The 20,609-nt window shown below is 31.6% G+C and carries 23 protein-coding genes; 15 read left to right on the forward strand and 8 right to left on the reverse strand.

Annotated elements, in window-relative coordinates:
- Positions 1–24: 24 nt before the first annotated feature.
- From H6622_01530 to H6622_01550, 5 genes are all read left to right on the forward strand, one after another.
- A complete protein-coding gene (locus tag H6622_01530) occupies positions 25–1,023 on the forward strand; it encodes a CDP-alcohol phosphatidyltransferase family protein (protein ID MCB9060187.1) in 999 nt (332 codons plus the stop codon).
- Positions 1,001–1,600: an ABC transporter substrate-binding protein gene (locus H6622_01535; GenBank protein ID MCB9060188.1), complete on the forward strand. Its 600-nt coding sequence runs from the start codon at positions 1,001–1,003 to the stop codon at positions 1,598–1,600. Before H6622_01530 ends, H6622_01535 begins: the two co-directional genes overlap by 23 nt.
- Positions 1,597–2,916, forward strand: coding sequence for a TolC family protein (locus H6622_01540; protein ID MCB9060189.1), 1,320 nt, complete (start codon positions 1,597–1,599; stop codon positions 2,914–2,916). Before H6622_01535 ends, H6622_01540 begins: the two co-directional genes overlap by 4 nt.
- 36 nt (positions 2,917–2,952) lie before the next feature.
- Positions 2,953–5,280 carry an MMPL family transporter gene (locus H6622_01545; protein ID MCB9060190.1) on the forward strand — a complete coding sequence of 776 codons (2,328 nt, stop codon included), beginning with the start codon at positions 2,953–2,955 and terminating at the stop codon, positions 5,278–5,280.
- A 163-nt stretch (positions 5,281–5,443) separates the two neighbouring features.
- A complete protein-coding gene (locus tag H6622_01550; GenBank protein ID MCB9060191.1) occupies positions 5,444–6,481 on the forward strand; it encodes a hypothetical protein in 1,038 nt (345 codons plus the stop codon).
- Here the strand turns inward: H6622_01550 and H6622_01555 are convergent.
- Both H6622_01555 and H6622_01560 read right to left on the reverse strand, forming a co-directional pair.
- Positions 6,471–7,001 (reverse strand): CBS domain-containing protein, encoded by a 531-nt coding sequence (locus H6622_01555; GenBank protein ID MCB9060192.1) that lies wholly within the window; start codon positions 6,999–7,001, stop codon positions 6,471–6,473. The two genes, H6622_01550 and H6622_01555, sit on opposite strands and share 11 nt — an antisense overlap.
- A gap of 158 nt (positions 7,002–7,159) precedes the next feature.
- Positions 7,160–7,801 (reverse strand): transglycosylase SLT domain-containing protein, encoded by a 642-nt coding sequence (locus tag H6622_01560; GenBank protein MCB9060193.1) that lies wholly within the window; start codon positions 7,799–7,801, stop codon positions 7,160–7,162.
- A gap of 273 nt (positions 7,802–8,074) precedes the next feature.
- Between H6622_01560 and H6622_01565 the strand changes: the two genes are divergently transcribed.
- From H6622_01565 to H6622_01585, 5 genes are all read left to right on the forward strand, one after another.
- On the forward strand, positions 8,075–8,998 hold the full coding sequence (locus tag H6622_01565) for a phosphate/phosphite/phosphonate ABC transporter substrate-binding protein (protein MCB9060194.1): 924 nt from the start codon (positions 8,075–8,077) through the stop codon (positions 8,996–8,998).
- A gap of 1 nt (position 8,999) precedes the next feature.
- Entirely contained in the window at positions 9,000–9,758 is a 759-nt protein-coding gene (gene phnC, locus H6622_01570; protein ID MCB9060195.1) for a phosphonate ABC transporter ATP-binding protein, read from the forward strand.
- Positions 9,759–10,108: 350 nt separating this feature from the next.
- Positions 10,109–10,849, forward strand: coding sequence for a phosphonate ABC transporter, permease protein PhnE (phnE, locus tag H6622_01575; protein MCB9060196.1), 741 nt, complete (start codon positions 10,109–10,111; stop codon positions 10,847–10,849).
- 140 nt (positions 10,850–10,989) lie between these two features.
- Positions 10,990–11,478, forward strand: coding sequence for a YajQ family cyclic di-GMP-binding protein (locus tag H6622_01580; GenBank protein ID MCB9060197.1), 489 nt, complete (start codon positions 10,990–10,992; stop codon positions 11,476–11,478).
- A complete protein-coding gene (locus H6622_01585; protein MCB9060198.1) occupies positions 11,478–11,903 on the forward strand; it encodes an HIT family protein in 426 nt (141 codons plus the stop codon). Before H6622_01580 ends, H6622_01585 begins: the two co-directional genes overlap by 1 nt.
- A 51-nt stretch (positions 11,904–11,954) precedes the next feature.
- Here the strand turns inward: H6622_01585 and H6622_01590 are convergent, their stop codons facing one another.
- Positions 11,955–12,923 carry a ThiF family adenylyltransferase gene (locus H6622_01590; GenBank protein MCB9060199.1) on the reverse strand — a complete coding sequence of 323 codons (969 nt, stop codon included), beginning with the start codon at positions 12,921–12,923 and terminating at the stop codon, positions 11,955–11,957.
- Between the two features lie 205 nt (positions 12,924–13,128).
- Between H6622_01590 and H6622_01595 the strand changes: the two genes are divergently transcribed.
- From H6622_01595 to H6622_01605, 3 genes are all read left to right on the forward strand, one after another.
- Positions 13,129–13,962: a TIGR02147 family protein gene (locus tag H6622_01595; GenBank protein MCB9060200.1), complete on the forward strand. Its 834-nt coding sequence runs from the start codon at positions 13,129–13,131 to the stop codon at positions 13,960–13,962.
- Between the two features lie 149 nt (positions 13,963–14,111).
- Positions 14,112–15,692, forward strand: a complete 1,581-nt coding sequence (locus H6622_01600; protein MCB9060201.1) for a hypothetical protein — start codon at positions 14,112–14,114, stop codon at positions 15,690–15,692.
- A 92-nt stretch (positions 15,693–15,784) separates the two neighbouring features.
- On the forward strand, positions 15,785–16,219 hold the full coding sequence (locus H6622_01605) for a DUF1499 domain-containing protein (protein ID MCB9060202.1): 435 nt from the start codon (positions 15,785–15,787) through the stop codon (positions 16,217–16,219).
- On the opposite strand, the gene H6622_01610 is transcribed toward H6622_01605, so the two are convergent.
- Positions 16,216–16,407, reverse strand: coding sequence for a hypothetical protein (locus H6622_01610; GenBank protein MCB9060203.1), 192 nt, complete (start codon positions 16,405–16,407; stop codon positions 16,216–16,218). The two genes, H6622_01605 and H6622_01610, sit on opposite strands and share 4 nt — an antisense overlap.
- Before the next feature lie 96 nt (positions 16,408–16,503).
- Here H6622_01610 and H6622_01615 point away from each other — a divergent pair, with 96 nt between their 5' ends.
- Both H6622_01615 and H6622_01620 read left to right on the forward strand, forming a co-directional pair.
- Positions 16,504–17,769 carry a hypothetical protein gene (locus tag H6622_01615; GenBank protein ID MCB9060204.1) on the forward strand — a complete coding sequence of 422 codons (1,266 nt, stop codon included), beginning with the start codon at positions 16,504–16,506 and terminating at the stop codon, positions 17,767–17,769.
- 85 nt (positions 17,770–17,854) lie between these two features.
- Positions 17,855–18,556, forward strand: coding sequence for a hypothetical protein (locus H6622_01620; GenBank protein MCB9060205.1), 702 nt, complete (start codon positions 17,855–17,857; stop codon positions 18,554–18,556).
- A 10-nt stretch (positions 18,557–18,566) separates the two neighbouring features.
- Here the strand turns inward: H6622_01620 and H6622_01625 are convergent, their stop codons facing one another.
- The 4 genes from H6622_01625 to H6622_01640 form a co-directional block, all read right to left on the reverse strand.
- Positions 18,567–19,088, reverse strand: a complete 522-nt coding sequence (locus tag H6622_01625) for a gamma carbonic anhydrase family protein (protein MCB9060206.1) — start codon at positions 19,086–19,088, stop codon at positions 18,567–18,569.
- A gap of 1 nt (position 19,089) precedes the next feature.
- Entirely contained in the window at positions 19,090–19,569 is a 480-nt protein-coding gene (locus H6622_01630; GenBank protein ID MCB9060207.1) for a c-type cytochrome, read from the reverse strand.
- A 74-nt stretch (positions 19,570–19,643) separates the two neighbouring features.
- Positions 19,644–20,177 (reverse strand): TIGR00730 family Rossman fold protein, encoded by a 534-nt coding sequence (locus H6622_01635; GenBank protein ID MCB9060208.1) that lies wholly within the window; start codon positions 20,175–20,177, stop codon positions 19,644–19,646.
- A 25-nt stretch (positions 20,178–20,202) separates the two neighbouring features.
- Entirely contained in the window at positions 20,203–20,601 is a 399-nt protein-coding gene (locus H6622_01640) for a hypothetical protein (protein MCB9060209.1), read from the reverse strand.
- Positions 20,602–20,609 lie beyond the last annotated feature (8 nt).

Raw genomic sequence — 20,609 nt, forward strand, 5'->3', positions numbered from 1 at the left:
GTAGAACTTATATAGAGGATATTTGTGAGTTTAAAAAAAAATAAAAATTATCAATATAAAAAAGACGATCAGTCGATTCTTGATCCGATTATTAGAAAATATCTCACTTCACATATACTAAAGATTATTCCTTTGTGGGTTCCCGCAAATTTTATCACACTTTTTTCCGCATCATGCATTTTTACTGGACTTATTTTACTTCAATTAAATGTAATACCACATCATCTTCTCATTATCGCTGAAATTGTTTGTATTCTAACTTATATAATCGGCGACTTAATTGACGGTGAACAATCAAGAAGAACAAATACCTCTTCTTCTCTAGGGGAATTTCTAGATCATTATTGTGATATCATTGTGACTGCATGCGTTCCATATATCATGTTCAGACTACTAGGATATGAAAACTATACATTTGAAATTTTAATTTATTCTTCTTTTTATTCTTTTATTGCTGCACAGTTCATAGAACATTATATGGGTGGTGTTTTCGTTGGAGAGAAACTTGGGAGTCTTGAAGGGCTATTTCTCACAATTGGGCTTATCATTTTAGGAAATATTCCTATAACAAAGTCTATATTAAACAAAGAGCTTATATTTTCATTATCAGGGCTAGATATCATTTTCTTAAGTATTGCACTTTCAACATATTTCGAAACGATTAAACGTATTTTCAAATACAAATTTTTTAAACATTTAAATATTTCTCTCTACTTTGCTTTACTTTTGATTGCGACATATCTTCTGCTACATGTAAATTCTACCTTATACTCTATGTTATTCTTATCGATGTTTGGAACCCTATTTGTGGGAAAGGTTCTCTTAGCAAAAGTTTCTAAAGACAAACTTCCCTACCCTGATTTTGTCTCTTTGCTAATACTTTGCACTGCTTTTGTAAATAATGGATACAAATTCAAAACTATTGCAATAGCGTACTTAGTGGCCATGACCTTGAAACTTACCTATTTAAGTATAAACAATTTTTTTGATGGAGCAGATCTTGGGAGAAAAAAATTCATTTAAAAGTAAACTTATGAGTGTTGTACTTATATTTTTTATGTTTACTACTTTTCCACTTTTCTGTTCCGAAAATGCTGAGATTCAATTGGTCGACAAGATTTTCACTCTTGCAAAGTCTTCTGACTTTGCAAAAAACAAAACTTCACAAGAATTCGTAACATCTCAGTTTGATTTCGCAACTATGTCTAAAAATATATTAGGAGCTGAATTTACTAAACAAAATCAAAAAGAAATTGAGTGGTTTAACGATCATATAAAACAAATCATTACAAAAACAATTTACCCAAAAGCTACTGATTTTTTAAAAAATGTGAATGTTGAACACGAGCTTATTTCTAAAAAAGATAAGACATTTTCAGTTCTCACAATTGTGAAAAAAAGAGGTGAAGAATCTGAGGTGTTAAGTTCTTTTTCTAATAGTTCAAACGCCTGGAAAATTATAGATATTTCAATTGATGACGAGAGCTGGACTAGTAATATAAAAGAACAAGTTAAAAAGAAAATCGATAAAGAGAAGTGGATTGGATTAAAAAAATCTTTAACAAAACGTTTAGAAGAATTAAATAGTGAGAAAAAATGAAAATATTATTTATTTTTTCCTCCCTTATTTTCTCCTCTATTTGCCTACCCCAACTAGATAAATCTTTTACATTAAAAGAAATCCTTAAACTATCTGAAAATCTGGATGAAATTTCTGAAATGAAATTTGAAGCTCAAAAATCCCAATTAGATTCTGAAATCATTAAGGGTAATTATAATCCAAAATTTGAAGTCGTTGCCGGAATTGGGCCCATTACAGAGGCCTATGGAAACGCAATAAGTTCTCAAAACTCTAAAATTACAGATGTAAAAAACTGGAATGCAGTCTTTCAATTCAGTATTGGTGCAAATTATCCTATTTATACATGGGGACAAAAAAACGATTATCTTGAGGCGGCCCGATTAAATGAATTAATAGGTACAGAAAAAGTTAATGCCGCTTTAAACGAAATCAAATATAAAATAAAAGAGACCTACTCTGCACATTTACTCACAAACAATCTTATAGACTTAGCGTCTGAAACACTCAGTGAAATCGATGAAATTTTGGCAAAAGTTTCCAACAAAGATGTTACCTACAGGTTAAATATATTAAAATATCAACTTGAATCTAAAAAAACTGAATTATTAAATCATCTCAAACTATCTGAAAGTGCTTTCAAATATTTTACAAATGATGAAAGTCAAGAAACTAAAATTACTCTCAAAGACAAATGGTTAGAGTACAACAAAAGAGAACTTAATGAACTAAAGCATTATTTACAGATTTTAGAAAGTTCACGTCCTGAACTTAAGCAAATTGATTACGGTATTTCAGCTAAAAACCTTTTATCTAATGCTGTTAAAAAGTCGAACCTCCCACAATTTGGGGCCTATATAAAATACCAATATTCTTACACAAGTGCCCGAGAACCTCAAGATAGCGTATATGCATACGATCCATATAATGAAAACCGGGCAGTAGGAGGAATTGGTGTAAAATGGAATTTTGATTTAGGCATTACAAATGGCCAGTCGGCCAAACACAAAGTAGAATCTATTCAATTAAAATCGAAAAAAATTGATGCCTTCAAGAAATTGTCCTTACTCGTAAAAAAGAATTGGATTCAAATTAAAACATTAGAACAAAATATTAAAGACACATCTAAGGCAATGAAATTTGCCAAAAAATTATTACAACGAACACTAGCTGCTGGAACTTTTGGATTATCAAATTCAAAAAGCATTGTTGATTCTTATGAAGAAAGAATTTTAACATACAAAGATTATGTACAAAAGATCCACGAATATAATATGGCCTGGGCAAATCTTTCACTTTCAGTTGGCCAGGAAGTTGATCCGTTACTCTTAGAATAAACGTAGTCTTTAGCTTTAAAACAAAGTGAGTTTTTAATGAAGAAAATAATACTTCATTTCCATTTAAAATATCGATCCACTGCATTTTTACTAGTTATTCTAATTTCATTTTTTGGTGCCACTAAAATCTCTAAAATACCTATCAATTTAGAGTTAGATAAACTTCTTCCGGAAAATAGTGTCAGCGTAAAAGAAATGAAGGAAGTTTCCAAAGAAGTTGGAGGTATTGGCCATCTAAACGTACTTATTGGGCCCACCCAAAACCCTCAAAAGTATCTGGATGCATTATCTCGTGAACTTAAAAAAATTGATGATATAAAATATTTTTTTTACAAAACCGAAAATTTCCTTTTGCGAGATAAAATTCTTTACTTAATAGAAAATAAAGAATTTTTAGAACTACAAAAAAATGCACGAATTCTCTTTAATAAAGGACAAAGTAGTTTAATCAATTTAGGAATTGAAGATGAGGCGGAAAAAAAAGCAAATCTTGACTCTGCAAAAAAATACTTTGAAGACTTCAAATCGAAAAATGAAAAAAATGAATATCTTATTTCCGAAGACAAAAAATATGTTCTACTTATGATCAAACCAAGCTTTGAGTCTGTTGATCTAGAACGATCTGAAAACCTTGAACATAAAGTTAATAATTTAATTAAGACAAAATTTAGCAAACTTCCATTTATCCTAATGGGAAGATATGTTGAAAAAGTTAAAGACACCCGCCAAATTCAAAAAGATATACAAATTACAGGTATTTTTAGTTTGAGTTTAATTATTATTTTTTTAATTGTTGGGCTTGGTTCATTTAGAGGAGCATTATTTGTCGTTCTTGGGGTCTTCTTATCTCTTGGTTGGACTGTTTTAATTACTTATTACTTAGTTGGACAAATAAATATTTTAACTGGTTTTCTCGTTGCCATTTTAGCTGGCCTTGGTGCCGATTATGGGATTCATTTATTTAAAAGATTTAGAGAAGAACTTGATAATGGGCTTACAATTGAACAGGCCATGTCTGAAACATACCTATCAACAGGAAGAGCACTTTTTTCATCATCAATGAGTACCGCAACAGCATTTCTTTGTCTCATATATAGTGATTTTAGAGGTTTTTCTGAACTCGGCATTATTGCAGGTTTAGGAATTGTTTCAATATTTATCGTTTTTATGCTTACGTTTCCAATTTTTGGACATTTCTTAGGCAGTAAAAAGATATATAAAACTGGAAAGCTTTTTGACCACTATCCATTTAAGTCTTCATATCTAAAGTTTTTAACCCCAATAGTATTTATTATCTTCTATGGAATTATATCAACTGAATTTGAATACGATTTTAATAGGATGAGAGATCTTTCTGCCGAAAATTATAATTTGAGAATCTTTGTAGACAGTCTCTATGGAAAAACAACTTCTCCGGTTGGAATCATGTCAAACAATCAAGAACATGCAGATAAAATAAAAGATTTTTTAAAAAATGAAAAATATAATTCTATCGTAAATAAAGTTGTTTCTCTATCTGATATTTATCCAACTGATATGGAAAGAAGATATAGAAAAATTAAAAAACTTGAAAAACTTCTAGATGGTGCAAGTGATTCAGAAATATCAAATAAAACAGGTCTTGATCCACTAGATGTGAGAAAGTGGTTTAAAAAGAAGCCTTTTTCCCAAGATGATTTACCAGGCCATCTAAAAAATGCTTTTGGCCTTAAAGGAAATATTGTACTTCTCTACCCTATTAAGCAAATTGACAATAAACATGACCTTGATGATCTGGCCACTGTTTTAAGAGAGGTTAAATTAAATTTTCCCGAAGCTATAATAGGAAGTGATACAATTGTTTTTAATGAAATTATCGATCATATCTTCGAAGATGGTAGAGTCATTCTCGTTGTATTTTTGATTTGCTTACTTATTACATTCATAATTGATTTTAGATCTTTAAAAATTGCGCTTGCACTTGAAGTTCAAATTATCTTTGGAGTCTTGCTATTGTTTGGGCTCATGGGGCTGTTTGATATTAGATTTACAATTATCAACGTGGGCATATTTCCCGCGATTTTGGCCATTGGTATAGATATGGGTGTTCACGTCATGCACAGATATCTTGAAAAAAATACGCCTTTAAAAAGTGCAAAACTCTCGGCCGATGCTGTTCATATATCTCAAATTACAACCATGGTTGGGTTTGGATCTCTTTTTATTTCACAAGTTAAAATTTTAAATGGTATTGCATGGTTGGCAACCTTGGGGATGTTTGGGATGTATTTTATATGCATGGTTCTTTATCCCTTATTTTTAGATTATTTTAATAATGTAAAATCTAAAAAAATTGCTTCGACAAATGTCATTTTAAACAAGTAATTTCGCCTATGTTAAATACGCAAAATACCAAATAAAAAGAAGACCTTGGGTAAAGTGTCTATCTACTTGTATAATGTAATTTTTATTTACTAATCTTTTTTTTCTTAACATTTAAATCTTTCATAGATATTTTGCAAATTGATTTATTTTTTTGAGATAATTTATGCCTATTAATTTTTTAAAAATGTTTTTCATTATAATATTCAGTAGTTCTTGTTTTAGTGCTGATATTATCCATATTGATTTCAAAACTAAAAATCAAAACAGTTCCTTAAGAAATAGAAAAATACCTTCTGCCGGAGAAGTCGAAACTCAACTCACCTCTGTTTTGCAAGCATTAAAGGGTCATTATTTTTTTGATTATGAAATTCCAGATAAATTAAAAATTTACGGCCGCTATAAATCTACATGGCTTTTAAAATTCAATCCCCGCAACTTCGAAGTCTATCAATCAGTAAAGGTTTCATCTCTGGCCAAACAAGTTTATGAAGAAATTCATAAACTTATTGAAATATTAGAAAATGAATTTGTTTTTATTAATGGAAAACTAGACTATTTTCACAATCATCCTCTCCTCCAAGAAATCAAGCAATTTTCCAAATATAAAATCAATCATTATTGGTCTTCTCTTCTTATTCGCAAAGAATCTTTTTTCCAGTCTAAATTTAGCGTTGTATTTGATTATCTTAAATCAAATGGACTTGAAACAGTCTATTCTTATTTGAAACAAAAAAACTATTTTGAATCTTATTTCAGACTCTTTCTTCAATTAGATAATGTAACATATTTTAGAGCTATACACAGACATTTGGATTATAAAGATCTTGGCCAAAGATACATGGATTTTTTAAAAAGAGAAATTCAATATTTATATTCTAATGAACATCTACTAGGTATTGTTCAATCTGAAGATGTTAAAAAATTACTATATCATTTTAAAAAAACGGTTGAACTCATTTCATATGATGATACTCATATTGAATTTCTCTATATACAAAAAAATATTGCAAATCAACATTTATTTGGAACACATCCTTGGAGCATATATATTGATGATATCGTTACTGAAATATTCTATGAACATCCTGAATTTAACAACAATATTCAATCTGATTCTCTGAGAAATAAAATCAAAAATTCTAAAATTCTTTTATTACCAAAAAGAATTTGTCAACTCCTACTCCAAAAAGTTAAACGGTAAGAATTTCTGATTTTATCAACCATTTTAAAATATCACTTAATGTAATCAATCCTATGAATTGACCTTGCTTATTTACAACAGGAATAGAAGAAATTTTCTCGTTAAGAAAGACCTCTGCAATCTGAGTCATTCCAGTATCTTCATCACAAACAACAACAAGCTTACTCATAAATTCTTCAATATGAAGTCTCTCAAAATCCCTAAACTTATCAATATTGAAAATATCGCGATCTGAAATCAAACCTATCAAAGTTTTTGACTTAACAATTGGTATATGCCGAAATCCTTTACCTTTAAATATAGAAACCGCTTTACTAACACTGTCCTTTGGCCCAAGAACAATTACTTTCTTTATCATGATATCAATTGCATAAGCCGTTATTTTATCCGTTTTTTTTCTCAATGGAAAAGCACGAAATTCTCCAGAAGATCTGGTTTTTTCTACTCTCTGAGGATAGTCTGAAACATAATCAAATTCATGAGGAGTTAGCAATCCTCTAGTCAATAAGTAAAAACTCATTGCTTCTCCAGTAAATCTAGCAATATTTTTATACAATTCTCAAAATACCTATGCTTTAATATTATGGAGTGAATTTTTATAGATTGCAATAATGGAGACAATATGGTTTCAGGGCCAATTATTTTTACGGTTGTCATACTCTTAATTTTGGCAATGTTCTAAAAAAAGCTTACATATCTTTGCATCACTGCATTCGAATAATCTTTTGGCCTAATGTTCTTTTCCAAAGATTTTTTAAGATTTCCAGGGCCCATATTGTAGGCAGTAATATACTTTCTACCATCGTCTTCATACATACTTTTTAAGAAATATAAATAGGCCATCCCTATTTCTATATTTTTTTCTATTGAATAAAGTTCATCTTTACCAGAATAATCAATACCAAATAAATCACTAATCCATTTGGCCGTTTTTGGTAAAATTTGCATAGGACCAATTTCACCATCGTCTCCTTTTATCTTTGCGTTGTAAGAAGATTCATTTTCAATCACAGCAAGTATAAACATTGGATCAAAATTATATGCCCAAGTGTTTTTCAAAATTGAATTGATTATAGTGTGGCCCTTTATTTTTCTAAATCTTTTCAGTCCAACACGTTTTTTTAAAAACTTTATTATCTCGTCGCGAGTATGATAATTTTTGGAAATATGGTCTAGGTTTCTATTATAACTCTTTAACCCTAAAATTTGTTTAGCATGCTCAAGTCTTATTTTCTTCTTCAGTTTGCTTGGAATAAATTCCAAAGCAAAAGAATTTGAAGTAAAAGCAATTAATGTAAATAAAAATACCTTTTTAAACATTTGTCATTTTCTCCGTTAGCTCACTAATATATTCAATAACGATGCCACTTTTAGTGGGATAAGAGCTTAATTTCACATAATTTCATTTAAAAACCTTAGCTACTTTTTAGTCAGTACTGTCCAAACTTTTACCAATAAGCGCTGAATGAATTATAGAAAGAAAAATTGCCCTAAATTCTCTCTTTTAAGAATTAATCATCCGTGTTAAAACGCCCCAAAGAGTACATTAATTCTAACTAGATACTGCGGTGCAATCAAAAAAGGGGTCAACTCATGGAAAAACTAATTCTAGCTATAAGTACACTACTCGTTTTAGTTTTTAATCTTTCTTGTGTTAAGCAAGAAAAACTTGGATCTCAAAATAATCCTATAAAACTATATTTTACACCCTCAGTAGATAGTGACACAATCACAACTAACTCTGATGTTTTCATCAAATTCTTAGAAAAAGAAACAGGGCTTTATTTTAAAACAGGAATACCAACTTCCTATATAGCAGTTGTCGAATCTTTTGGTTCAAAACGTGCTGATATCGCGGTAATGAATTCATTTGGATATTTGCTGGCCCATTCAAAATATGGAGCGCAAGCAAAGTTAAGAGTTATTCGCTACGGACATGACTATTATCAAGGACAAATTATTGTAAAAGCAGACAGTGGAATTGAAAAGCTATCTGATCTTAACAACAAAAAATTTGCTTTTACAGATTCCTCTTCAACATCTGGATATATGTTTCCACTGAAAATACTTAAAGATGAAAAGATAAATTTAGGTGGACAGGTATTTGCGATGAAACATGATAATGTTGTAACAATGGTATATCAAGGACAAGTGGACGCTGGAGCTACATTCTACTCAGAACCTGATGCTGATGGAAAAATACGAGACGCCAGGGCCAGAGTTAAAACACAGTTTCCAGATGTAGAAGAAAAAATTAAAATACTTAAAGTAACAGAAAAAATTCCAAACGACCCCTTTGTTTTTAGAAAAGAACTTCCCAAGGAAATAACTGACAAATTTATTTCTGCAGTAAAAAAATTCATTACTACAGATGAAGGTAAAACCATTTTTGAAAATATCTATAGTGTAAATGGTTTAGCTGATACAACTGATGAAGATTATGACGGACTAAGAAATATGGTTAAGGCAATAAACGTTGATGCCGAATCAATTCTCAAAAATAATAAGGGCAATTAAAATGTTAGAGATTACTAGACTACAAAAAATCTATCCAAATGGATGCCATGCACTTAAAGGTGTAGACGTCAAAGTGAAAAAAGGAGAATTTCTTGTCATTATAGGTTTAAGTGGCTCCGGAAAATCTACTTTTCTCAGATGCATCAATCGACTTCATGACCCTTCTTCAGGCTCAATTAAGTTAAATGGAAAAGAAATTACAAAAATTAAAGGTCGTGAACTTAGAAAAACAAGATCTAAAATTGGGATGATTTTCCAGCATTTTAACCTTATACCCAGAAGAACTGTACTCACAAATGTATTGTCTGGAACATTAGGACGCACCGGTATTATTAACTCAATTTTAGGCAATTATTCTAAGAAAGATCTTGAAAGAGCAAAGAGATATATTGATATTGTTGGTTTATCTGGTAAAGAAAACGTAAGAGCAGATAATCTCTCTGGAGGACAACAACAAAGAGTTGCAATCGCTAGAACACTTATGCAAAATCCAGAAGTTTTATTAGCAGACGAACCTGTTGCTAGTTTAGATCCTGCTACATCTCATTCCGTGATGCAATACCTAAAGAAAGTAAATGAAGAATTGGGTGTCACTATTTTGTGTAATCTCCACTTTCTTTCCTTAGTTAGGCAATATGCAACCAGAGTAATAGCGTTAAAAGGTGGAGAACTTATCTATGAAGGTTGTCCAAATGACATAGATGAGAATTGGTTTCAAACAATATATGGCGAGGACGCTGTCGAAGTGACAATTGACTAGGGATAAAAAAGATGGCCAATGAAAAAATACACAACACAACTTTTATCTTAAACAACGAGCAATTTTCTATGAGAAAAATAATATATTCTATACTTACAGATATTCTTTTATGGTCCTATACAATTTTAGCTGTATACAAAATAATCTTACAAAGAATTATTTTAAATCTTAGACATATAGAATTTTCATGGATTGAACCAAGTTTTGCGCTTAGTGCAGGAATTTCAGTCGCTGGACTCCTCTATTTTATACCTCGGTTTTCAATTGGTAAGGCCATCTTTAAAATTGAAAAAACAATCGACCCTAATAAAGGTTTATCAAGAAATCCCTTCTTTTGGATCGGTTTTTTTATGCTTGTTGTAACTTTTATTGCAGGTCTAAATATCTCTCAAGTATCAATCTATGAATTTTTATCAGCAGATGGATTAAGTGGCGCTAAAAAAATATTTAAAGCACTCATTACTCCTAATTTTGGAATTTTTGAAGAAGCACTATTTGCTGCAATCGAAACGATCTATATGGCATTTATGGCCACAGCTCTTGCGATTCCATTTGCTTTTATTATTAGTTTTCTAGCAGCTAGAAATCTGATGAAAGACTCACGTCTAACAATGGCCATCTATTCTCTCACAAGGTTTATCTTAAATGTTACCAGATCTTTAGAACCACTTGTTTGGGCCATTATTTTTTCAGTGTGGGTTGGAATTGGACCTTTTGCAGGGATGCTGGCCCTTATGCTTCATTCCATTTCTTCGCTTGCTAAACTTTATTCAGAGCAAATTGAAAATATTAATGAGGGCCCGATTGAAGCGATGACCGCCACAGGAGCACATCCTATTCAAATTATATGGTTTGGAGTTGTACCTCAAATCGTTCTACCTTTCTTGTCTTTTACAATCTATAGATGGGATATAAATGTGAGGATGGCCACAATTATTGGTTTAGTTGGAGGAGGAGGAATTGGTACTATGCTTATGCAATACCAAGGTCTGGCAAAGTGGAATGAAGTGGGACTCCTAGCTGTTGTTATCGCGGCCATTGTTTGGGCGATGGATTGGTTGTCTTCGAAAATAAGAGAATCTATCAAATAATATAATCCTGAAAACTCTAATATTTCTGGACAAAAATAGTCATACTGATTTACTTCAATATGTTCAGTGCGCCCGTTTACAAATGCTATGATTTGAGCAAAACTGGTGCTAATATTAAAAGATATTTAAGGGAGATTTTGATGCCATCATTTGATCTTGTGTCTTCAATGGACATGGGTGAGTTAAAGAATGCAATTAATATGGCCCAAAAGCAAATATCAGGGCGTTATGATTTTAAAGGTGCTAAATGTGACATCATCCTTAAAAATGATAATGAACTAGAAATCATTGGAGAGAGTGAATATCAAGTAAAAACTGCACTTTCTATTCTTTACAATAATATGGGAAAAAGGGGCCTTTCTTTAAAAGGTATCGACCCACAAGATATAAATCCATCCGGTCTAAAGTTACATAAACAACAAATTATAGTTCGTTCTGGAATAGATAAAGAAAAAGGTAAAATCATCAATAAAATCATCAAAGATTCAAAACTAAAGATCACTTCTCAGTATCTAGATGAAAAAATTAGACTTACTGGAAAAAAAATTGATGATTTGCAATCTGCTTTCAAGCTCCTAAAAGAGCATAAAGATATTGATATCCCCTTAGGTATGGAGAATATGAAATAATGTTTACTTTAGATGAACGATTAGAAAGTGAGTTTGTTCTTATTGGGCAAACAGAGGTCTGTGAGGTACTTGTCAAAAAAAATAGTGAGGTCCCATGGGTTGTTTTAGTTCCCAAAGTAGAAAATGTCTCAGAATATTATGAACTTCATCATGGTGTCCAATTTATTTTGCTTGATGAAATAAACTTCTTTTCTAAATTTATGAAGAATAAATTTGAAGCCGATAAAATCAATATCGCAATGTTTGGAAACATCGTCCCACAGCTACATGTTCACATTGTTGCCAGATTTAAAACTGATCGTTTCTGGCCAGGAAATATTATTGGTCATGAACTTGAGGAAGAACACGATAAATCTGAAAAAATTATAAGTGGGATAAAAGAAGTTTTAGCTTCTAAAGATTCATTTGTAGTTCATCAGACCTAGTTTTTGAATCCATTCAAGAACTAGGCAGCTAACATTTCTTAAGTGAAATCTTTAGATTTTAACAAAGTTGCCATTTTGATTCATATTTTTTGGCATCTTTTCAAGTTCTCTTCTTTTATCTGTCTCTTTGGTCATTTTCTTCACGAGTCGTCTTACAAAAAACATTTTTAAAAGCATAATAGGATTTCGGTAACCAAATGGCATCCATCGTTTTTTCATTTTATATCCATAAGCATCTATTTGAACGGAAAAGGGAGCGGCCAAAACGTGTCCACGTTTGAGTAAAATTTTCATGGCCTCTGTTGCACAAATTGCCGAAGCAATATTGATTCCCATTGGAGTTGATGGGACTAGATGGGTTGCTAAATCAACACGTGATGGGTCTATAATATGCGGACGGTGTAAAAGACTAGGTGCAACTCCTAAAACAAATCTTGTAACTTTCTCTAATTGTGTTTTGGCCTTATGTGTACCAAAGTAATCAGCAAAACTCATGTTTCCTTTTTTTGGTATGAAATTAATCATGGCAGAGCTCATACCCATAGGCCCAACATTTACGGCCGGAATTTTAAGTTCCCAAAGTCTTTTAAAGAGAACTTCTCTTAAGTCTTGAACAAAAAGATCTAGACTATCAATATAAAGGTCAACGTCTTTTAAAAACAGATCAATATTGTCTTCTGTTATTCCTTTATCAAAAGTAGTGATTTCAAGCTCAGGATTTATATCAAGGGCCATTTGTTTTAATGTTTGAACTTTAGATTCACCCAAAGTCGTAATATTGGCACCAGCTTGACGATTAAAATTTGCTAGTTCAAAATTGTCTAAATCTGCTATATGAAATTTTCCAACACCAAGTCGAACAAGTGTTAAAAAATGAGTTCCACCAACTCCACCCATACCACCTATAGCGACTCTAGAATTTCTAAGTATTTGTGCCTCTTCTGGGGTTATCCAACCCAAGTTTCTCTCAAAAGCTCTGTGATAGTTAAATTTTTCTTTATTTTCTGCTCCAGTACTCATGACATCTCCCTATTTGGTGTTAATCATACTATTTGAATCAATTATGACCTAATTTAAAAAAAATTTCAGAATTATGAGAAAATACTAGACGTCATATTTATTTTTTTTAAACGTATAATATCAATTACTTAATAAGATCTTTTGCTCACTATTTTCTCGCTTTTTATATTATAATAAAATTTATAGACGTCAATTCGAGGCCAAGATGATACGACCGAATGTTTTTGCATATGCCAACTATAAACAATATATTGAGGACATGATGTCCTACAAAAAAGGACTTTCACCCAATTATTCTTATCGAAAATTATCAAAAGATTGCGGCTATACAACTTCTGACCATTTTAGACAGATTATCAAAGGTAAGAAAAAAATGGGCCAAGGAGGTCCTGAAAAAATCATCAAAGTATTCAATCTCAAAACCAAAGAAGGACAATTTTTTAAAGACCTGGTTGATTTCAATCAAGCAAAAAATCATGAACAGAGAAATAAATATTTAAAAACTTTACTAACATACGAAGAATTCAGACTAAAAAATCCTCTCATGGAAGCACAATACCTCTACTTTTCTAAATGGTACTACTTAGCTATTAGAGAACTTGCACAAATTATCTCCTTCAAAGATGATCCAGAATGGATTGCTTCGGCCTTAAATCCTGCAATTTCACCGGCCCAAGCAGTAGAGGCACTGATCAATCTCCAAAAATTAGAATACTTAGAGAGAAATGAATTTGGTTTTCTGGTCCAAGGAGGAGGAAAAACAATTGATATGTCTGGAGAAATTTTCTCAACAGGAGCAATTAACTATCACTTTGAGATGATTGACAAAGCAAAGGAAAGTATTGAAAGATTTGACCGTGAACACAGAAACCTGACAACTCTAACAATACCTTTCAATCTATCGCGAATGGAAAAAATGAAAGAGCTTATTTACGAATTCCAAAAACAACTTATAGAACAATTTGAAGGTGATGTTGAAAATGATCAGATATATCAATTAAATATCCAGTGTTTCCCTCTTTCTAATAAAATTAAATAATTCCAATAAGTGAAAAGCTCAGATTTTTGGCGGTTTGTCCTTTAATTCCTGATAACTGAACTCAATAATTGCAAGGGGTTACTCTTTGTTCTATTACGTAAAGTACTTTCAATTTATTATTGTCAAATAAGAATGAAAAAAGAGTTTTTATGAAACCAATATCGATAATTTTCTTCTTCTTTTATTTCCTCCTATCTTGTGAACAAGGGAAAGAGGGAAACTCTACAATTATTGGAAACCCTTTAACAAAAACGGCACAATTTTTGGATAAAAATAATAATTCATATATCAGATTTGACGAGGCGTATACACAATCTCTTTTGGCCGGAAATTCTATTGGGAAAAAAATAAATGACAACGAAATAAATCTAGAAAAAAATAATTTAAGTCTGATTGATTACAATCAAGATCACATATTTGATGAGCTTGAATATCAAACATTTCTTAACTATCGTACGCAAATATTTGAAAACCAAGATGGAAATTATCTGTGTACTAATGAAGAACTTTTTAATGATTTTTTTAAGCTCACTGATGGATATTTTTACTTTGACGAGTTCTGGCCGGGAAAATTATCTTCAAATCTCTATAATAGTAAATGTTTAACTTCCTCTTATAATCAACTGCTTCTTAAGGCACTTGAAGCAATAGACCAAAACAAAGACGGACAATACGATTCAAATGAATTTCATAGACTCTATGGCCATATTAATGGTTACAAAGATCCAAATGATTTAGATAATCTATTTGGAAATAATATGGGAAAACATTTTTTTAATCTTTGGAACATGGACCATAGAGGAATTTTGCCCAGAACACTTACTTATGAAAATGTGATGACAGGTGCCATCTTAGGCATTTCATTTTCTTCATGGAGAAATAATTCAAGGTTTATTAGGCAATGGATTAAAGATGAGATGTATTCATTTCAAATTAATAGAGTAAGTATGTCTATTTCACTTCTTTATCCTATTTATGGGATTGGAGAAAATTATCGTGGACCAATTCCAGATAAACAAGAATATCCTATTGCCGACAATAAAGATTTATCTCAATTTGATTTGAACGAAGATGGAGTTTTTAATTTTGTAGATAAAATTGGAATAGACTACTTAACTCATATATTATTTTTGAATAAATCTTCCAAATGCACTTACACCAGTTGGAACTACTCTATTTTTAGCGTTGAAAGAGAATGTGAAGAAGGTGTTAAATACATAGATAGGGATTTCTTCACTTTTCCTTTTGAAAAAAATGAGATCTATTTCACAAACATTAGGATAGAAAATGATCCAGAAGGAAAACTAAAATCTCAAAGATTTTTTTATAAAACACTGCAACGTATTCTACCATACTCCCTCAAACATCGAAAATACATGACTGATATTTTTCTTGAAAATAATTTGGAATTCCCAAGAAATGATCTCTTCGTAAATTCAGATATAGGTAATATCTTACTTAAAAATTATGATGGAAATTATTACGATCATCCTCTTATGAGTTATGATTATCCTGATGATGTCTATAATCCTGATATTTCATGTAACCTTTTGGCCTCTTATATTAAAAATATGGACTACTCAATCAAACTTGAATCGAATGAAGTTCAAGAAAAATATTTTATAGAAAAGGAAAGTCTTAAAAAGGACATTTTATCTGACGAAACAATTGCTCAAGATTTACAGAATAATGACCTCTCAAAAGATGTCCTTTCACACTTTTTGAAATAATAAGTCTGAAATGCCCTTCTAAAAAGTCCTCTGCCATGTGCATTGACACTATCTCTTTTGATTGAAAAAATGCGCTAAAAAAGGATGCATATATGAAACGTTTAATCATTATTTTTGTGTTTCTTAGTTCTTGTTCAGGAACGCGACCAAAAGATCTCGGAACTAAAGAGGGAAAACTACTCTCTTGTCCAGAAAAACCAAATTGTGTAAGCTCTTTTGCTGATCCCTCTGATTCAGAACACTATATTAAACCAATTGATGCTAGCAAATATTGGGATAAGGCCTACACGGCAATTCAATCAATTCTTCAGAATGATAAAGTCAATTTTAAAAAATCAGAAAAGTATTTTTATGCCGAATATGTCTCAACTATTTTTAGATTTGTAGATGATGTGGAGTTTTATTTTGATGAAGAAAAAAAAATTATTCATATGCGAAGTGCTTCAAGGATAGGACATTCGGACTTTGGAGTTAATAGAGAGAGAATGGAAATGATTCGTTTAAAATTCATTCAAAATGAATATTAGGTATTTTCTTTTTTAAATTTATCTTTTCTGTTGTATTTTGACTTATCTCTATGCACTCTTTGCTGTTTTGTCGAAGGGGCCTTTGTTGATTTTAAAAATAAAAAAATTTGAAGACAAACTTCACAATTGTATTTAGGCAATTTTTTCCCTTTATATTTTTTATGTTTTTCACAAATGAGTTCTTTCATATTTATACCTATGTTTTAAATTCTACTCTAAAATTAAAAATTTTTCCTACATTATAAATTTTAGTCTTGTGATAGAATAAAGACCTCAGGTATTTTATGAAACTATTAGCACTCATTATCTTTTTTAACGTAATAAATTGTTTTGCAGCACAAGACAGGTTTTCTTTATCTTTTGGCCCCGTTAGAGTTGGTGAATCTAGAATTCCAATTAATATTGAAGATTTTTCTCATATCGTAAAAAGCTCAAAATATAAAATTCAAGCAAAATTTGAAAAGAATTCTGTACAGTGGATTAGGAATGAACACAATCTGCTCACTCCAAGGGCCAGATTTTCGATTAAAATTTTTCATCCTGATAAGAAACTTCTCATTCAATACTTAGGTCGAACGATCACGCTACAAAAGTCTGAACATTATTTGAAAACAGATATATACGTACCACTGTTTACACCTTCTACTATAAATATTTTTGAGCAATCCAAAAATGTCGCTCAAATTACATTTCATAGTCGTCCTCCAATTGATAAAACAGAGACAAAACTCATCGACTACTCCTGTATTCGCTATAAACTCAATTTTGAAGGTATTGAAAATGACTACGTTTCAGTTGGTTGCCATATGGAAAGAATCGGCAAGCTTGGAAAAGAAACACCAAGACTTGAGGTAACTTGGACTACCACAAATTATAAAACAGTTGATGGAGCTGAACCACCTTACATGACCGTTCTCACCTCTTCAGAACCTTCAATAATTCCTGTCATTGATCCACATGGAAATAAAAAAGATATTACATTAACTGCAAATCTTCCTAAAAGAATACATAGAGTAAATACGGCCTGGGGTTTTGGCCCATATCTCTTTCGTTCACAAAGATTAGGTCAAACTCGTGATTATGATTGGGCACCTTCGGCGATGTTCTATGGAAAGTTCGAGTTTGACAACACAACTTCTCTTCGTTTTTTTGATGCTGCTGTTTTGAGAGATTCTCTTTTTAATAATTTTGGACTTTATTTCGCTTACGAACTTGCAGAAGTTTTTGATAAAAGAATCTCAATTATTCCACTTCTTGGAATACAAGGTCTCACTTTTAGATACGGCCCTAAGGGTGAAGTAAAAACCGATCTGATTTATCCTCAAGGCTTTGAATTCAGTTTCCGCCATCCCTTTGGCCTTAAGAACTATGTTTTAGGTGGAGGAATGTTTCTAGATGCCTCAAGCGTTTATGACTATTCGAATGCTTGGATTCGTTTCGGAAAAGGTATTTTTTGGGAATTAAATTACATTAGCTGGGATGACAAGGCCGGAGATAAAACTGCCATGTATGGGATTTCAGTAGGTCTACCACTAGTCTCTTTTTTTTAAGCATAATTTATTTAATATATTACAGTTTGACTCTTGTTGTTAGAAAGTTTATCTATACATTTTCCTCCAAACGTTGAGATCAAAAATGAGAATTTTATGTTTATCTCTATTTTTACTTATTTCAAAAAATCTACTTGCCCAAAGAAGAATCGATTCAAATCATTCAATGAGAAAAGAATATAAATGTTCAAATTTAATGATAAATCAATTTCAATTTAAAAAACTACAATTTGATCAATATTTAAAAAAAAATCCTACTGAACACGAAATTAGAGAACATGTTCTTACATCTGCTCCCTACGTGATCGATGTTATTTTCGATAGATACAATAAAGAAATCACTCACATGGAAAAAAGAAAATATCGTATTAAAGAAATTAAAAAAACCTATCAAATATTATCCTGTCCAGTGTGTTCTGGTTCGAGTGTTATTTTAAGAAGAGTATTACTTGTTTTATTAAAATCATTTCCTAATATAGAGTCACTTATAAAAATTGCTAAGACCAAAGATTCTATAGGTGATTCTGGGTATCTCCATGATTTTATAATAATTGAAAACTACTATGGTAAAGATAATCATCTCATTATTGATCCTACGATACGTCAGTTTTTTTATGGAAAAATTTTTAATCCAAAAAGAATTGAAAATAATATTCCACTAATTTTTGTAGGTTCTTTTCCTGAACTTGAAAGAATATATAAGGCAAATCTACCTCCAACATTTGACTCTAAAAGATGGTCTGATCAATATAGGGATTACTATTTACTTGATGAAGAAAATTATTAATATTCTATGCTTAAAATTCTTTGAGCTCGTTTAAGTATGTGTTTTTTGCGATTAAATAACTTTCAAAGTGATTGTGGTAAATAGCACATTCTTCTTCAGACAAAGGTCTTTGCACTTTTGCTGGGGAACCCATGATCAAAGAATTCGGGGGATAAACTTTTCCAGGTGGAACGACACTCCCAGCAGCAACAACAGAACCACTAGAAATTACTGCTTTATCTAAAATTGTAGAACCCATTCCAATTAAACAGTTATCTTCAATTGTACAACTATGTAAGGTAACCTTATGTCCAATTGTAACATTTTTACCAATTTTTAAATCAATGCCATCTGATACATGTAACAGGGATAAATCCTGAATATTTGTATTATCTCCAATACTAATAGAAGCAACATCTGCTCGTATCACACTTTGAAACCATGTACTCACGTTGTTGCCCATCATTACTCTACCAATTACAACAGCTGTAGGAGCGATAAAGCAACCCTGACCAATTTGTGGTTTGTATTTTTGAATCTGATAAATAGGCATCTTACCAAGGAAGCTTAGAAAGATAGTTACCCAAATCTTTCATGTCTTGTGGAGTAAGTTTTTTAAGATAAGGATTCATAATTTTGTTTTCACGAATCCCATTTTTCATATCAGAAAGTTGCTTTTCAATATACCAATCATACTGTCCGGCCAATTTCGGTGCGTTCTGTCCCTTTTTCCCTTCTGCTAACTTTCCATGACATGTCACACATTTGGAATTATAAATTTTTGAACCGTTTTCTAACTCTGGTGTATCAAGCACGACTACAGGTACGCCCGCCTCCTTGCCTTCTTCCATTGTTTTATGTTCAGACCTAGGATGCTTCAACTCTTCCAGCTCTTTCATTTTAGATTCATAGGCATCCTTCTCATTTTTAAAAGAAAACCTATCATTAACAACTTTACCATTTTTGAAATAGTTAAGTGATGTTATAAATGCAAGCGTAATACATATAGTGACAAATACCACGAGTCTGGCCATGATTTCTCCAAATGCTTATTTTCAAATTAGGACTAAATATAAGTTTTAAGTCAATAATTGGCAATAGTACCAAACTAGCTAAGTTTCTCAAACAATTCTTCGACTGTGTTGACAACCCGTATTAACTCTCTGTCACGTTTAGAGAGAAATCCTTCTTCAACTATTTTGTCAAAATGAGCTATAAGGTGATCGTAGAACCCAAAAACATTTAATAAATAACAAGGTTTATTATGCTTTCCAAGTTGTGACCAAGTTACGATCTCACAAAACTCATCCAATGTGCCAATTCCTCCCGGAATAGTAACAAAACAGTCTGAACTATCATACATTAATTTCTTTCGAGCATGCATTGAGTCGACAATTTTCAATTCAGTTAGACCCATATGTGCCACTTCGAATTTAACAAGAACTTCAGGCATTACACCTAATACTTTTCCACCATTTTCTAAAACAGCATTAGCTACTTTACCCATGACCCCAATATTTGCCCCTCCGTAAACAAGTTTAAAATTTCTTTTTGCAAGCTCTATCCCTACTTTTTCGGCCAAATCTAGATATTTATCCCCAAGTCCTTCGCTCGATCCACAGAAGATATTCACGCTTTTCATACTTTAACCCACCTTAAACTCATTATTAGGGCAATATAAAAGGCCTAATAAGAACTTCTACAAGCTGCCCCTCACTTTCGTAGGTTATTTTTTTCTTCTCGCCAAGGGATATTTTCATTTGTTCACCAGAATAAGTATGAATATGCCCTCCATCTGTATCAAACAGCTGAACCGTCAAATCGATATTTGCTGTTGGGCCATAGTCACCATTGTTTTCTGAAAATTGTGAATTGAAATGAAATCGATGGCCATCTTTCATAACAAGGTCAAGACCCTTTTCATTATCCATCACTTCAAGCGAATGTAATTCACTTACTAGGGTTAGGCCCTTATCAATTCCTTTTCTATGAGTAATACTAATTTCAAGGTTTATGTAGGCCATTGCCACGTTTGTGAAGAATAAGGCGAGGATCACTTTAATCATAAGGGCAT

It is taken from the genome of Halobacteriovoraceae bacterium (genome assembly GCA_020635115.1).
Lineage (GTDB): Bacteria > Bdellovibrionota > Bacteriovoracia > Bacteriovoracales > Bacteriovoracaceae > JACKAK01.

Bases quoted from the DNA above. Each gene is read 5' to 3' on its own strand.
- phnC (MCB9060195.1), top strand. From the start codon at position 9,000: ATGTTAGAGATTACTAGACTACAAAAAATCTATCCAAATGGATGCCAT.
- H6622_01605 (MCB9060202.1), top strand. From the start codon at position 15,785: ATGAAACGTTTAATCATTATTTTTGTGTTTCTTAGTTCTTGTTCAGGA.
- H6622_01615 (MCB9060204.1), top strand. From the start codon at position 16,504: ATGAAACTATTAGCACTCATTATCTTTTTTAACGTAATAAATTGTTTT.
- H6622_01555 (MCB9060192.1), bottom strand. From the start codon at position 7,001: ATGAGTTTTTACTTATTGACTAGAGGATTGCTAACTCCTCATGAATTT.
- H6622_01600 (MCB9060201.1), top strand. From the start codon at position 14,112: ATGAAACCAATATCGATAATTTTCTTCTTCTTTTATTTCCTCCTATCT.
- phnE (MCB9060196.1), top strand. From the start codon at position 10,109: ATGCTTGTTGTAACTTTTATTGCAGGTCTAAATATCTCTCAAGTATCA.
- H6622_01620 (MCB9060205.1), top strand. From the start codon at position 17,855: ATGAGAATTTTATGTTTATCTCTATTTTTACTTATTTCAAAAAATCTA.
- H6622_01560 (MCB9060193.1), bottom strand. From the start codon at position 7,801: ATGTTTAAAAAGGTATTTTTATTTACATTAATTGCTTTTACTTCAAAT.
- H6622_01585 (MCB9060198.1), top strand. From the start codon at position 11,478: ATGTTTACTTTAGATGAACGATTAGAAAGTGAGTTTGTTCTTATTGGG.
- H6622_01625 (MCB9060206.1), bottom strand. From the start codon at position 19,088: ATGCCTATTTATCAGATTCAAAAATACAAACCACAAATTGGTCAGGGT.
- H6622_01635 (MCB9060208.1), bottom strand. From the start codon at position 20,177: ATGAAAAGCGTGAATATCTTCTGTGGATCGAGCGAAGGACTTGGGGAT.
- H6622_01540 (MCB9060189.1), top strand. From the start codon at position 1,597: ATGAAAATATTATTTATTTTTTCCTCCCTTATTTTCTCCTCTATTTGC.
- H6622_01545 (MCB9060190.1), top strand. From the start codon at position 2,953: ATGAAGAAAATAATACTTCATTTCCATTTAAAATATCGATCCACTGCA.
- H6622_01610 (MCB9060203.1), bottom strand. From the start codon at position 16,407: ATGAAAGAACTCATTTGTGAAAAACATAAAAAATATAAAGGGAAAAAA.
- H6622_01630 (MCB9060207.1), bottom strand. From the start codon at position 19,569: ATGGCCAGACTCGTGGTATTTGTCACTATATGTATTACGCTTGCATTT.
- H6622_01640 (MCB9060209.1), bottom strand. From the start codon at position 20,601: ATGATTAAAGTGATCCTCGCCTTATTCTTCACAAACGTGGCAATGGCC.
- H6622_01595 (MCB9060200.1), top strand. From the start codon at position 13,129: ATGATACGACCGAATGTTTTTGCATATGCCAACTATAAACAATATATT.
- H6622_01590 (MCB9060199.1), bottom strand. From the start codon at position 12,923: ATGAGTACTGGAGCAGAAAATAAAGAAAAATTTAACTATCACAGAGCT.
- H6622_01580 (MCB9060197.1), top strand. From the start codon at position 10,990: ATGCCATCATTTGATCTTGTGTCTTCAATGGACATGGGTGAGTTAAAG.
- H6622_01550 (MCB9060191.1), top strand. From the start codon at position 5,444: ATGCCTATTAATTTTTTAAAAATGTTTTTCATTATAATATTCAGTAGT.
- H6622_01565 (MCB9060194.1), top strand. From the start codon at position 8,075: ATGGAAAAACTAATTCTAGCTATAAGTACACTACTCGTTTTAGTTTTT.